Origin of the sequence: Aliirhizobium cellulosilyticum (genome assembly GCF_014198105.1) — a bacterium.
GTDB lineage: Bacteria > Pseudomonadota > Alphaproteobacteria > Rhizobiales > Rhizobiaceae > Neorhizobium > Neorhizobium cellulosilyticum.
The window spans coordinates 1,698,519-1,710,608 of sequence record NZ_JACIGW010000001.1 but is presented as its reverse complement, the minus strand read 5'-3'; the positions used below and the strand labels follow the sequence as shown (position 1 = coordinate 1,710,608).

The following is a 12,090-nucleotide window of genomic DNA, read 5'->3' as shown; positions in this document are numbered from 1 at the left end:
TTGTAGATCGTCAGGCGCATTGTTTGGCTCCGTTGAGGTGACCTAACATAGAGCCTCCGACGGCTGGCGATATACGATCTTCAGATCGTAGATAAGCACATCTTAATTTTAGAGATGACATCACGACTTCGGGTTCACGACCTCTGAGGCGGGCGCATCGTTGATCTCACCGGGAGTCTGGAAGAATGTGTAGTAGCCCACAAGCATCAGGCCCAAGACAAAGAGTGCGGCGACGAAAATGTACATACGCGAACGGGCTTGGCTTCCAGTGCTCATCGTTGATCCTTGCTGTTTCTGACGACGCGAGAACGGACAAAGTTCGAATTGGTTGCTTACCGCACGCGCATCACAGTTGTGTCGCCCACATCCAAATGATTGTCGGGTTCAGCCGTTCGAAGTTCCGCTTCCGGTTCTGCAATTATCATTTTCCGATCGATGCCACCGTTTCCAAGCCAGGGGCGGCAGTCTGCGTTTGCCCGTGGTAACGAGGGCCGCTTCCTTTTTTCGAAATTGGTCAAGCGGGGAGAGGATATCCCGGCGGGACGGGTTGATGGTTAGACGTCGGGTAGCAACAGCGTTCACATTCTTTCCGGAGGGAAAAAGTCTCCTAGATACGAGATATATGATGATGCTAGCATTCAGGGGACGAGCATTGAATGACAGGTAATGGTATGAGTGAAATGCAGTTCTCGCTAGATTATGTTGACCTCGCGCAGTGGCGGCTTGCAGGGCATGGAGCCTCGAGAAACATTTTCGAAAACAGAATGCATCCAGACGTCGTCATCAAAACGGTGAAGCCATCCGCTCAATCGGCGGGGGGCAACAGAAAAGTTAAGAGCAAACTTCTTTTTTTTAAAAAGTGGCGTCGGTTTGGCGCATACATGGTTTTCCGTCGGGAGCTTGAAGAGTATCTCAACTTGGCGAGAAAATTTGCGGGCGAGGAAAAGCGCCTCCCGATCGCCAAGATTTTCGGTTTCGTTCAGACAAGCCAGGGCCTGGGGATGATTGTTGAACGAGTGTCCTCGCGTGACGGCTCATTGGCTCCAACTCTGCGAAGGCTAATCGAGGAGCGTCGTTTCGAACAGAACCACCTTGATGGCTTGAACGAGTTTTTCAGCGAGGCACAACGTCTCCACATAGTTTTGATGGATTGTAATCTTGGTAATTTCGTCTGGTGCGATGGGGGGGGGAGCAACCCGAGGGTAGTTTGTGTCGACGGCACCGGTGAGAAATCACCAGTCGGGATGTACGCGATGAGCGGAGTGCTGAACCGCATCAAACTGAAAAGATATCGCGCAAGGCTTCATCGGCAGATTTGGAAGCACGGCGAGGCTGCTGGCATAAACGTGTCTTCGTTGGTTGGTATGTCGGTTTGACATCGAATTCAGGTTAGCGTCAGGAATAGCCGATAGGGCCGCTCCATCTTAGGAGATTATTCGATGAAGAATGACAGGGATCTCGCCTCCGAAATCGTGGATCGGGCGGCGATCGGCGACGTTGAGGGAGCTAACTTGCTACTCAACAAGGCGATACTTCAGAAGACCGAGACGACCTTTCGGGCGCACTCAGTCAAGTATTTAGTTGCATTGTTTTGTCTGACTGTGATCTGCTTGGGTATCGATGCTCTAGACGGTCACATCATTGATCACCTGTAGCAGACAGAACTTCAATCGCGGGTTAGGCAATTCTAACCCGAATTCGCTTCAGATCAGCGGAACCCCTGATTCTTCTGAAAAATCCGCCTGATTGGTATAAATTGGATGGCCTCGCATTAGCGCTGATCGCAATGCTGCTCTGTCACCCCGAACGTGAGCGCGTTCCCGGTTCTTGTTGTTGTACGCGTGGCCTTGCTTGGTTAGCGAAAAGCCGGTCATGACTATCTTTTTCACACCGTATGATACGCACAGGAAAACGGCCGCCACTCCATTGCTGGGCTTCTGTGTGTTGTCCTTAACGGCTATGCCAGTTGCACCGCGGATCCACGCCAGGCGCTCGGCAGTGGATAAAAAAATGACACGGTCATAGCTGTATCCGAGGCGAAATAGCTTGTACCGTTGGTTGTCGATGAATTTTTCTCGATCGAATAGAATAAGTGTTCGAGTTTTACGGCCTCGCAGCACGTCTTTTGCTTCGCGATTGGTCGGCTTGTTGCGTAACGTCGATGTGCCAAACAACGTGAAATCAGGAACAATCGTTTCATCCTTTAAAACTGCTTGCGAGGCATTGATCGAAACAAGTGACCATGAATCGTCCAGCTCGTCTGGAATAGAGGACCCTGGCCCGGATCCCAGCACAAAAACGTTCTCTGTAAACTCCAATGGAAGCGATGACCGCTTCATTAGGAAACTCCTAAGCGCCGGCAAGAACGACATGTTGATCCCCAATGACATCAACCGATTGTAATTCCGCATTCAGTAACGCTTCAAGTAGAAAAATACTCGGTACGGTAGTGGAACTGTCTGTCGTCCCAAGATATACCAATCTCAGATTTCCAGAGGGGTCGATCGTGGTAGCGACAAGAAATCTTGAGCAGTATGCGGAAATTCACAGACGTCAAAAGTACGGCACTGGCTCTGCAAAGGCGCGCCGATGGATCGAGCCGTGGATTATCAGTCGGAGGCCGGCTTCGATGCTAGATTACGGGGCAGGGCAAAGCAAAACGGTCGAACTTTTGCGTGCCAGGACGCTTGGCGTGCGTCACCGGTTTGACCCGGCAATTCCAGAGATAAGCAAAGTGCCTCACTCGAGATACGATATAGTTACATGCACAGATGTTCTCGAGCATTTGGACGAGGCAGAGATCCCGGCCGTTCTTCATCATATTCGATCGCTAACCACTCACGCGATTATAGCTGCTGACACGAGGCCGGCTGACATGGTCCTTCCCAACGGTGAGAACGCACATGCTACCGTTAAGCCTCCAGAGTGGTGGGCATCGCGGATTGCCAAAGTGTTCGGAACGGCTGAGTTAATCCATGTTACAGGCACGAGTGCCATCTTCCGCACGTGGCACGCTTCGCCGATAGATAAGGCTCGCGCGTTCGTAAGGCGAACTTTGCTGCGATTTAGCAACTAAACGGTCTTCCCTAAATATCCGGGGTTGCTGAGAGAGCCGCTGATCTCGTCCCCGTGAGAAAACCATGAGGCCAACCTGAAGCCGCCCACTGAGGCGGCTTTTTCTATGCCCGCCTTTCTGACCTGACATCATCAACATCGGAGAAACCCATGAATCGAGCGAAGTTCTTCGCTGGGGTGCGCACGTCTGTGTTTGACGGGCGGATGAACCAGCCACAGGTGGAAGGGATCGAAGCCATGCTCGATGCTTCCGCCGCCTTCAAGGTCAACGATCCTCGCCACATTGCCTATATCCTGGCAACACCTGTGATCGAGACCGGCGGCACCTTCCAGCCAATTGTTGAGAACCTGAACTATTCGGAGCAGGGGCTTCGGAACACGTTCCCGAAATACTTCTCGCCGGCCGATGCGAAGGCTTACGCGCGCCAGCCCCAGAAGATCGCCAACCGCGCCTATGGGAACCGCATGGGCAACGGTTCGGAATCTTCCGGCGATGGATGGCGTTATCGGGGCAGGGGGTATTGCCAGATCACGGGCAAGGACAACTACGGCAAGTTCTCCGACCTTCTCGGCATTGATCTGGTTGCGAACCCCGATCTTGCCCTGACTGACGATGTGGCCGGAAAAATCATCACCATCGGCATGCGCGATGGGATATTCACAGGCAAGCGGCTGGGCGACTATTTCACCAGCAATGGTTCCGATTGGGTCAACGCGCGCCGGATTATCAACGGCCTCGATCGGGCGAACGATATCGCAGGCTACGGCAAGAAGTTCTATGCCGCTCTTCTGGATGCCGCCTGATGCCGAAGAAAGCTGCAGCACTGAGCCAGGAACTCACTCGCGACAATTGGCCGATCCGGCGGCGCTGGATGTTCCGCGTGCTCCTATGGGCCATGGCAAACGCACAGGGCATCATCCTGGCATCCGTCGTTGGCTTCATCAAATCGAGCAATTCCATCCTTGAGCAGGCGCTCATTGCGCTCTTGACGCTCATCGCGGCGATCCTCGGCAGCTACGTCTTCGGCGCCGTATGGGACGATCGAGAGAAGCGCAAGTTCATTCGAGATATGGACGACGGCGACTTCTATCAGCCGGAGCCATACACCGCGCCATCTCGACCTTTCACCGCAGATGATACGGGGCCGAACTGATGGCAGCTATCTTCGCAACAGCCGTGCGCCTATTCGGGATCGGCGGCGTTCTCTTCATTTTGGCGATTGCATTCTACGAAGGCGTGCCCGGCGCATCCCACATCCCGTTCCTGACTTCCATCCCTGTCGTCAGCGACATCATTGCCGGCCGGGTCGAGACTTTCGCGGCCCAGCGGGTCAAGGAAGCCACTGCCGGCATGGCAAGCAAATACGAGCTGCAGTCCGTCCAATTCCAGCTTCAGCGAGAGCGAGAGCTTCGAAAGGCGGCAGATGATGCCGCAGCGTCAGAGCGCCAGCGTGCGGCCCTGTCTGAGGCTATTGCAGCCCAGCGACAGGCTCGCATCGAGCATCTGGCGGCAGAGGCCCGAACCAACACCAAGCTCACCCGTCCAACAGCGGAGGATCGCCAATGGCTCGACCACAATTGATCCTGCTCTGCCTGCTCCTGACCGGCTGCGCGACCACAGAACAGCGCGTCACCGCCGCGGCAAAGACTGAAGGCGAGGCGAGGGCGGTTATCCCGTTCCCCGAACCGCCGGCATCGTGCGTTGCCAAGATAGGCCGGGTTCGCATCGGTGATGAGCCGTGGGTTGTGACATTCAAGCGTTGGGAAGTCGTGGCGGATATCCGAGACCGTCAGGCCGAAGACTGCGCGGCGTGGTTCGCCGACATCAAGCAGAGGTGGGGCAAATGAACTTCCTGCACAACAATCCGCTGGCGGTCATGGCGGCAGTTATCTCCATCGTGGCCGGTGTTGCCACGGTTCTCTCATACTGGCTGCTCTCCTGAGCCTGCCTGAATAGCATACGCATAGAAAAGGGCGACGGGACGAATGGCGGCAGGGAACGATGACATGAACAATGGAAATGGGCAGGACGTAAACCGGATTTACACCGACGCTCTGACTGCTCAGCTTGGCGAGAGGGTTACCAACCTAAACCGGCGGCAATCAGATCTCGAGACGGAGATGAGGTCTGGTTTCAAGCAAATCGAATCGTCCATGACCTCGATGTCATCGGAGATGCGTAGCGCCGTTGCGGCCCTATCAACGAACCTGGCAGAGAGAAACCGGACCCCTTGGGCGATCATCATCGGGTTCTGTTCTGTGAGCATCACCATCCTTGGCGGTCTCGGGTTTCTTGCCTTGCAGCCGATCAAAGACAATATCGCCCAGATACGCGACGATGCTAAGGTTCTTTCCGCAAGCACGACGACAAGCCTCTCTTCCCTCGTCGACAAGATGGTGACCCAGAAGGAAATGGAGTGGCGCACGGCGCGTTCCGCGGAGGACCGTCAGCGAACGGAGGGGGCAATCAAAGAAATCCGCACGGATCTCGTCCCAAGGGCGGAGCATGAACGTGTCTGGCAGAACTATACAAACAAGGATGACGACCTGCAGCGCCAGCTCGATGAGATGAAACAGGCGGCAGGCAGCGTCTACGGTCTTCGCGATATCCTGCTCGATCTGAGGAACCGGATGGATCGCGTGGAACGAGAGCGGTCGAGCCAGCCCTAAAGCGCCGCCACGAACCTCACCACAGCCATCACCGCATTATACCCAGCCAAAACAACAGCCGCCGCCATGAAGACGAGGAAGACATAACCGCCGATGTTCCAGTCGTAGCGCATCATCGCGGTTCCAGCCCGTTCCGCTCTCTCATCGCATCATACCAGTCCTCAACCGCCTTGGCAGCTTGCCAGTGCTCTTTCTCCCAGCCCTGATGAGGCATCAACCTATTATTGAATGATTTCCCTCCAGCGCCGCCAGACCACATGAACTCGTTCTTATGGGTGTGCGTCGTCAGGTCTCGCATGATTCGGCCGATGTAGAGATCGCCGTCATATGCGCTGTAATCTTCGTGGCCTTCACCGGGCCAAGTCACGCGCCACGAGTATTTCTTCTGCCAGGTCATGAGGTGAAATCCAGAACGGAGTGCCACACCTTGTTTTACTGTGGCAGAACGTTTGAAGCCCATATTGCCACACCTGAAAAATTATTCAGTGTTGGCAATCGGTTACGTCATTGCTTGGAAGGGGTTGGAGGCCTCGCCCGGAATTGAACCGGGGTACGAGGATTTGCAGTCCTCTGCGTCACCACTCCGCCACGAGGCCATCCATGCAGTAGTTTGCGGTGTGTGTCGGGGCGTTTAGAACGAATCGAAACGCTGTGCAAGCGCCTTGACGATCAATGCGCATATTTTTCTTGTCGCATCTTGTGTCGCAGAAATTTCATGCAACCACCCAAGTCCCGCCACGGATCATGGTTAATTTTTAACTTCTTTACGCGAGCCTGGAACCGAAGGCGCGTCATGCGCTTTTAAGGCTGTACTTGAAGTGAATGGAGGATTTGCCCGTGCTCACCAAATTCGTCAACGCGTTTCGCCCGTCTGTCGCCGAGGTTGAGGGAACAGGAACCTATCCTGATGGTCTTTTTGCCGCCGCGCTTGCAAATCAGCTGGAATTTGACGGTGCGAGCGGTTTGCGATCCTCCTACGAGAAAGATTATCTGGCGGCGAAAAAGTTGAATCAGCCGCTAAGGCCACATTCATGACGCCTGTTTGAGTGAGACGCCGGGCCTGTCTCCTCGATTCTCTTTTATCTGGCGTTTTCGGCTTCGGTAACGGCACTCTCTGAAGGTTTTTTAATGAGCCGCCATGCGCCGTCTTGAAACCAGTGGGCTGCGCCAGTAATACGGTCGGCAGACAGTATACGAGGCGCAGGACATGATTGATTTCGAGGCCGCCCGGATAAAGATGGTTGAACATCAGATCCGGACCACTGACGTAACGTCGCACTCTGTTCTGCGTGCGTTTCTTTCCGTGCCACGTGAGGCTTTTGTTTCCGAGAAGGCTAAGCCGCTTGCATATCTCGATGCGGATATCGAGCTTTCGCCTGGCCGTTACCTGATGGAAGCTTCCCCTTTGGCTAAGCTGCTTCAGGCAGCCGAGATTACCAAGAACGATCGCGCGCTCGACGTCGGTGCAGGCAGCGGTTACGTGGCGGCGTTGCTTTCGCATTTGGCCGGTTCCGTCACTGCGCTCGAGAGCGATGGTGCATTGTGCGAGCTTGCAGCGGCCAATTTGAATGCGCTGGGCTGTCAGAACGTCACCGTCGTGACGGGCGAGTTGACCAAGGGATATGCGGCGGCTGCGCCATACGATCTCATTTTCGTCAACGGCTCGGTGGAGGAGGTGCCTGCCGCACTTCTGGAGCAGTTGGCGGAAGGCGGGCGCCTCGTTGCTGTGATCGGCTACGGTAACGCTGCGCAGGCAAAGATTCTGCTCAAGGAACATGGTTCTATTTCTGAAAGCTCCCGCTTCAATCTTTCCGTGAAGCCGCTACCGGGCTTCGCCAAGGTCAAGGAATTCGTCTTCTGACATCGGTATAATGGTCGTGACACGAGGGGCGCCGGGCGCCCCTTTTTGTTTTTAGCCAATATCGGCTGTTGCAAACGGGACTCTATGTCTGTGCAAAAGCTGTGTATCGCTGCCTTTGCTTATCCCCGTCACATTGTGTCTTGTCGCCAAGCCCTTACACTAGCAACGAGTTTACCACCGTCGAGAAGACGGTAGCACTCGGCAACTGCGAGGATGAAATGGCTCAGCCAAATGTAGCGCGTGAACCTTCCATGGAGGAGATATTGGCTTCGATCCGTCGGATCATTGAAAGCAATGATCCCGGTTCAGACGCGGCTGGCCTGCACGACGCTTCCTCGACCTTTGAAGACGACGAGATCGAGGATTTTGACGAAACTGCCGCTTTCGTTCCCGATTTGGTGGCTAACGATGCCGGTTTGCCGAGGCAACCGGAGTTTTCTATCCAGCGGGAGCCGGTCGCGGCTCCAGCAGCGACAGAACGATCCCTGTCGCTTGCTGATGTCGCCGCCCGGGTTCGCGCAGCCTCCGCACGGCACCAGGATATGGCGATATCCGGCTCCGGCCGCCCCTCCGATGTCGGCATCCCGTTGATGCGCGATACTGCGCCGCCCGCGAATGAAGTTCCGTCGCAGACTGTATTCAGCGAACCTTCCGCGCCTGTGATCCCCTTGCCGTTGCCCGAGCTGCGCCCGTCTTTCGAAGATAGCGCGATAAGGCCGCCGGTCGCTCCGGCGAGTGTCGAGGCCGTAAAGCTTGCAGAAGAGAAGCCGAGTCAGCTCCCCGCAATTTCGGCGCCTGAGGCTGTCAATTCCGATCATGTAAAGCCGGAACCTGTTGTGTCCACAGAGGTAAGGCCGCAAGCAGTACAGGCGGGAGCCTCGATTGCCATGATGGCCGGCCTTCTTTCTGAAACTGCCGGTGCCCAGGTGGCGAAGTCCTTTGGCGAGCTCGCCGACGTGTTCGATGGCCTGGAGCGGCGCTCTGTCGAGGATATGACGCAGGAAATGTTGCGGCCGATGCTGCAGGAATGGCTCGATGACAACCTGCCAACGCTCGTCGAGCGGCTTGTTCGGGAAGAAATTGAGCGCGTCGCCCGCGGCCCGCGCAGATAAACGCGCCGTCAAATCGCCGCTTACGCCATTGAATATGGCCGCTCCGGAAACGGGGCGGCTTTTTTATTGACTTGTCACCCCCCACATCTTTAACAACCGACCATCTCATTCATAAATAAAAACGGGTCAGGAAATGCTCGAAAAGACCTACGATTCCGCCGCCGTCGAACCGAAGATCGCAAAAGCCTGGGACGATGCGGATGCTTTCCGCGCCGGCGCCAATGCCAAGCCGGGTGCGGACGCCTTCACGATCGTGATCCCGCCGCCGAACGTTACCGGTTCGCTGCATATGGGCCACGCGCTCAACAATACGCTGCAGGACATCATGGTCCGCTTCGAGCGCATGCGCGGCAAGGACGTGTTGTGGCAGCCGGGCATGGACCATGCCGGCATCGCGACGCAAATGGTTGTCGAGCGCCAGTTGATGGAGCGCCAGCTTCCCGGTCGTCGCGACATGGGCCGCGAAGCCTTCGTCAATCGCGTCTGGGACTGGAAGGCCGAATCCGGCGGGCTGATCTTCAATCAGCTCAAGCGCCTCGGTGCATCCTGCGACTGGTCGCGCGAACGCTTCACCATGGATGAAGGTCTTTCCAAGGCCGTGCTCGAAGTCTTCGTCACGCTCTACAAGGAAGGCCTGATCTATCGCGGCAAGCGACTGGTCAATTGGGACCCGAAATTCGAAACGGCGATTTCTGATCTCGAAGTCGAGAGCAAGGAAGTCGACGGCCACATGTGGCACTTCAAGTACCCGCTGGCCGGCGGCGAAACCTATACCTATGTCGAGAAGGATACCGACGGTAACGTCATCCTGTCGGAAGAACGCGACTACATCTCGATCGCCACAACCCGCCCGGAAACCATGCTGGGTGACGGCGCGGTTGCCGTTCATCCGTCGGACGAGCGTTACGCGCCGATCGTCGGCAAGCTCTGTGAAATCCCGGTCGGTCCGAAGGAGCATCGCCGCCTGATCCCGATCATCGCCGACGAATATCCGGAGCCGGATTTCGGCTCGGGTGCCGTCAAGATCACCGGCGCGCATGACTTCAACGATTACCAAGTCGCCAAGCGTAACAAGATCCCGCTCTATCGTCTGATGGATACGGTCGCTTCCATGCGCGAGGACGGCGATTCTTACGCCGAATGTGCAGCGAGGGCGCTTGCCATCACCAAGTCCGGCGAACTGCCGAGCGAGAGCGATGTCGACGAGATCAACCTCGTTCCGGAAGAGTATCGCGGCCTCGACCGCATGGTCGCGCGTACGAGAATCATCGAGGCGATTAATGCCGAAGGCTTGGCCGTCACGGTCAAGGATGCCGAAGGCAACGACATTCCCTATGTCGAGAAGAAGAAGATCATGCAGCCGTTCGGTGACCGCTCCGGCGTCGTCATCGAGCCGATGTTAACCGACCAGTGGTTTGCCGATGCAAAGACGCTGGCCGAGCCGGCGATTGCTTCCGTTCGCGAAGGCCGCACCAACTTCGTTCCGAAGAACTGGGAAAAGACCTATTTCGACTGGATGGAAAACATCGAGCCGTGGTGCATTTCGCGCCAGCTTTGGTGGGGTCACCAGATTCCGGCCTGGTACGGACCGGATGGCCAGTGCTTCGTCGAAAAGTCCGAGGAAGAAGCGCTCGACGCGGCCGTCCAGCACTATCTGGCGCATGAAGGTCCGTGGAAGGCCTGGGTTCAGGAAAAGCTCGAAAATTTTGCGCCGGGTGAAATCCTGACCCGCGACGAAGACGTGCTCGACACCTGGTTCTCGTCTGCGCTCTGGCCGTTCTCGACGCTCGGCTGGCCGGACAAAACGCCGGAGCTTGCGCGCTATTATCCGACCAACGTTCTTGTCACTGGTTTCGACATCATCTTCTTCTGGGTCGCCCGCATGATGATGATGGGCCTTCATTTCATGAAGGATGAGGAAGGAAATCCGGTCGAGCCGTTCAACACCGTCTATGTCCACGCGCTGGTGCGTGACAAGAACGGTCAGAAGATGTCGAAGTCGAAGGGCAACGTCATCGACCCGCTCGACCTGATCGACGAATACGGCGCTGATGCGCTGCGCTTTACGCTGGCGGTCATGGCAGCGCAGGGCAGGGATGTGAAGCTCGATCCGGCCCGCATTGCCGGCTATCGCAATTTCGGCACCAAGCTGTGGAATGCTACGCGTTTCGGCGAGATGAACGGCGTTACCCGCAATGCCGACTTCAGGCCGCAAGACGCAAAGCTGACGGTCAATCGCTGGATCCTCACCGAACTGTCGAAGACGGTCGAGGAAGTCACGACGGCAATCGAGACCTATCGCTTTAATGAAGCGGCTGGCGGTCTTTATCGTTTCGTCTGGAATCAGGTCTGCGACTGGTATGTCGAACTCCTGAAGCCGGTCTTCATGGGCGAGGACGAGCAGGCGAAGGCGGAAGCCCAGGCTTGCATGGCTTACGTCATGGAAAAGACCTACGCGCTTCTGCACCCGTTCATGCCGTTCATGACCGAAGAACTCTGGGCGCACACGGCAGAGCGTGATGGTCTTCTGGCTCATGGCGACTGGCCGGCTGCTGATTTCAGTGATGAAGAAGCCGCCAGTGAAATCAACTGGCTGGTCGATCTCGTCTCCGGTCTGCGTTCGGCGCGTTCGGAAATGAACGTTCCTCCGTCGGCGACCGCACCGCTGATCGTCGTCGGCGCAAATGAGGTAACGGCCTTCCGCATGCGTCGCCATGAGGCTGCGATCAAGCGCCTGGCGCGCGTCGAAAGCATAGAACCGGCCGATAGCGCACCCAAGGGCGCCGCCCAGATCGTCGTCGGCGAGGCGACAGCCTGCCTGCCGCTCGGCAACCTGATTGATCTGGCCGCTGAAAAGGCCCGTATCGAAAAGGCGATCGGCAAGACGGAACAGGAGATGGAGCGCTTGAACAAGAAGCTCTCCAACGAGAAGTTCATCGCCAATGCAGATCCGGAAGTCGTTGCTGCCGATCGCGAGCGTTATGCCGAACTCGAAGTTCAGCTTGCCAATCTCAAGATCGCGTTGACGCGGATCGCCGAAGCCGGCTGATTTTAGAGACGACTCAGCGATGTCAAATGCCGCATCCAGCCATGGGTGCGGCATTTTCGTATGCGCTTGGATGTCCAATTGATTTATTGTGCAGATGCGTGGCCGGAGAAAAGGACTCTGTTGCGTGAAGGTCACAGACGCATATTACCACAAGATAAAATTCCAAGATCGACTGCGATTCGTCAATTTTGCGGTAATTTCATCTCCTGTCGGTCGATTCTCTCCCCGTTGCTGAATAGCTTACGTAAATTTTGAGCGATTGTGCATTGCAATCGTCCCGACGCCCGAAAGTTGTTGTTTAGGATCAACGATCTACAGTGATG

General features: G+C 56.0%; 15 protein-coding genes and 1 tRNA gene. 12 read left to right on the top strand and 4 right to left on the bottom strand.

The genetic code is table 11. From position 1 onward, the window contains the following. Positions 1-120: 120 nt before the first annotated feature. Positions 121-276 (bottom strand): hypothetical protein, encoded by a 156-nt coding sequence (locus GGE33_RS08080; protein ID WP_183821931.1) that lies wholly within the window; start codon positions 274-276, stop codon positions 121-123. A 380-nt stretch (positions 277-656) separates the two neighbouring features. Here GGE33_RS08080 and GGE33_RS08075 point away from each other — a divergent pair, with 380 nt between their 5' ends. Together GGE33_RS08075 and GGE33_RS08070 are read left to right on the top strand one after the other, a co-directional pair. Further along, positions 657-1,376 carry a YrbL family protein gene (locus tag GGE33_RS08075; protein WP_183821929.1) on the top strand — a complete coding sequence of 240 codons (720 nt, stop codon included), beginning with the start codon at positions 657-659 and terminating at the stop codon, positions 1,374-1,376. Positions 1,377-1,439: 63 nt separating this feature from the next. Beyond that, positions 1,440-1,655, top strand: coding sequence for a hypothetical protein (locus tag GGE33_RS08070; protein ID WP_183821927.1), 216 nt, complete (start codon positions 1,440-1,442; stop codon positions 1,653-1,655). Between the two features lie 48 nt (positions 1,656-1,703). Here GGE33_RS08070 and GGE33_RS08065 read toward each other — a convergent pair whose 3' ends face one another. After that, a complete protein-coding gene (locus tag GGE33_RS08065; protein ID WP_183821925.1) occupies positions 1,704-2,339 on the bottom strand; it encodes a hypothetical protein in 636 nt (211 codons plus the stop codon). Positions 2,340-2,383: 44 nt separating this feature from the next. Here GGE33_RS08065 and GGE33_RS27920 point away from each other — a divergent pair, with 44 nt between their 5' ends. The 6 genes from GGE33_RS27920 to GGE33_RS27465 all read left to right on the top strand — a co-directional run bounded on the left by GGE33_RS27920 (position 2,384) and on the right by GGE33_RS27465 (position 5,745). Further along, a complete protein-coding gene (locus tag GGE33_RS27920) occupies positions 2,384-3,076 on the top strand; it encodes a methyltransferase domain-containing protein (RefSeq protein WP_394353611.1) in 693 nt (230 codons plus the stop codon). A gap of 149 nt (positions 3,077-3,225) precedes the next feature. Continuing rightward, positions 3,226-3,879, top strand: a complete 654-nt coding sequence (locus tag GGE33_RS08060; protein ID WP_183821923.1) for a glycoside hydrolase family 19 protein — start codon at positions 3,226-3,228, stop codon at positions 3,877-3,879. Then, complete coding sequence (locus tag GGE33_RS08055; RefSeq protein ID WP_183821920.1) at positions 3,879-4,229, top strand: hypothetical protein; 351 nt, start codon at positions 3,879-3,881, stop codon at positions 4,227-4,229. The genes GGE33_RS08060 and GGE33_RS08055 overlap by 1 nt, the downstream gene beginning before the upstream one ends. Beyond that, a complete protein-coding gene (locus tag GGE33_RS08050) occupies positions 4,229-4,657 on the top strand; it encodes a hypothetical protein (protein ID WP_183821918.1) in 429 nt (142 codons plus the stop codon). Before GGE33_RS08055 ends, GGE33_RS08050 begins: the two co-directional genes overlap by 1 nt. After that, the gene (locus tag GGE33_RS08045; RefSeq protein ID WP_183821916.1) at positions 4,639-4,923 is read left to right on the top strand and encodes a hypothetical protein; all 285 of its coding nucleotides are present in this window, start codon (positions 4,639-4,641) and stop codon (positions 4,921-4,923) included. Before GGE33_RS08050 ends, GGE33_RS08045 begins: the two co-directional genes overlap by 19 nt. 411 nt (positions 4,924-5,334) lie before the next feature. After that, positions 5,335-5,745, top strand: coding sequence for a hypothetical protein (locus GGE33_RS27465; RefSeq protein ID WP_246435752.1), 411 nt, complete (start codon positions 5,335-5,337; stop codon positions 5,743-5,745). A gap of 112 nt (positions 5,746-5,857) precedes the next feature. Here GGE33_RS27465 and GGE33_RS08035 read toward each other — a convergent pair whose 3' ends face one another. Both GGE33_RS08035 and GGE33_RS08030 read right to left on the bottom strand, forming a co-directional pair. Continuing rightward, on the bottom strand, positions 5,858-6,142 hold the full coding sequence (locus GGE33_RS08035) for a hypothetical protein (protein WP_183821912.1): 285 nt from the start codon (positions 6,140-6,142) through the stop codon (positions 5,858-5,860). A gap of 125 nt (positions 6,143-6,267) precedes the next feature. Next, positions 6,268-6,341: transfer RNA gene (locus GGE33_RS08030), tRNA-Cys, on the bottom strand. 241 nt (positions 6,342-6,582) lie between these two features. On the opposite strand from GGE33_RS08030, the gene GGE33_RS08025 reads away from it, so the two are divergent. From GGE33_RS08025 to GGE33_RS08010, 4 genes are all read left to right on the top strand, one after another. Beyond that, positions 6,583-6,780: a hypothetical protein gene (locus GGE33_RS08025; RefSeq protein ID WP_148146396.1), complete on the top strand. Its 198-nt coding sequence runs from the start codon at positions 6,583-6,585 to the stop codon at positions 6,778-6,780. A 172-nt stretch (positions 6,781-6,952) separates the two neighbouring features. Continuing rightward, positions 6,953-7,606 (top strand): protein-L-isoaspartate O-methyltransferase family protein, encoded by a 654-nt coding sequence (locus tag GGE33_RS08020; RefSeq protein ID WP_183821910.1) that lies wholly within the window; start codon positions 6,953-6,955, stop codon positions 7,604-7,606. Positions 7,607-7,824: 218 nt separating this feature from the next. Next, the gene (locus tag GGE33_RS08015; RefSeq protein ID WP_183821908.1) at positions 7,825-8,718 is read left to right on the top strand and encodes a PopZ family protein; all 894 of its coding nucleotides are present in this window, start codon (positions 7,825-7,827) and stop codon (positions 8,716-8,718) included. A gap of 133 nt (positions 8,719-8,851) precedes the next feature. Continuing rightward, positions 8,852-11,767 (top strand): valine--tRNA ligase, encoded by a 2,916-nt coding sequence (locus tag GGE33_RS08010; RefSeq protein WP_183821906.1) that lies wholly within the window; start codon positions 8,852-8,854, stop codon positions 11,765-11,767. Positions 11,768-12,090: the final 323 nt, after the last annotated feature.

Coding starts and splice junctions, on each gene's coding strand:
- GGE33_RS08080 (WP_183821931.1), bottom strand. CDS start 276: ATGAGCACTGGAAGCCAAGCCCGTTCGCGTATGTACATTTTCGTCGCC.
- GGE33_RS08075 (WP_183821929.1), top strand. CDS start 657: ATGACAGGTAATGGTATGAGTGAAATGCAGTTCTCGCTAGATTATGTT.
- GGE33_RS08070 (WP_183821927.1), top strand. CDS start 1,440: ATGAAGAATGACAGGGATCTCGCCTCCGAAATCGTGGATCGGGCGGCG.
- GGE33_RS08065 (WP_183821925.1), bottom strand. CDS start 2,339: ATGAAGCGGTCATCGCTTCCATTGGAGTTTACAGAGAACGTTTTTGTG.
- GGE33_RS27920 (WP_394353611.1), top strand. CDS start 2,384: ATGACATCAACCGATTGTAATTCCGCATTCAGTAACGCTTCAAGTAGA.
- GGE33_RS08060 (WP_183821923.1), top strand. CDS start 3,226: ATGAATCGAGCGAAGTTCTTCGCTGGGGTGCGCACGTCTGTGTTTGAC.
- GGE33_RS08055 (WP_183821920.1), top strand. CDS start 3,879: ATGCCGAAGAAAGCTGCAGCACTGAGCCAGGAACTCACTCGCGACAAT.
- GGE33_RS08050 (WP_183821918.1), top strand. CDS start 4,229: ATGGCAGCTATCTTCGCAACAGCCGTGCGCCTATTCGGGATCGGCGGC.
- GGE33_RS08045 (WP_183821916.1), top strand. CDS start 4,639: ATGGCTCGACCACAATTGATCCTGCTCTGCCTGCTCCTGACCGGCTGC.
- GGE33_RS08035 (WP_183821912.1), bottom strand. CDS start 6,142: ATGACCTGGCAGAAGAAATACTCGTGGCGCGTGACTTGGCCCGGTGAA.
- GGE33_RS08020 (WP_183821910.1), top strand. CDS start 6,953: ATGATTGATTTCGAGGCCGCCCGGATAAAGATGGTTGAACATCAGATC.
- GGE33_RS08015 (WP_183821908.1), top strand. CDS start 7,825: ATGGCTCAGCCAAATGTAGCGCGTGAACCTTCCATGGAGGAGATATTG.
- GGE33_RS08010 (WP_183821906.1), top strand. CDS start 8,852: ATGCTCGAAAAGACCTACGATTCCGCCGCCGTCGAACCGAAGATCGCA.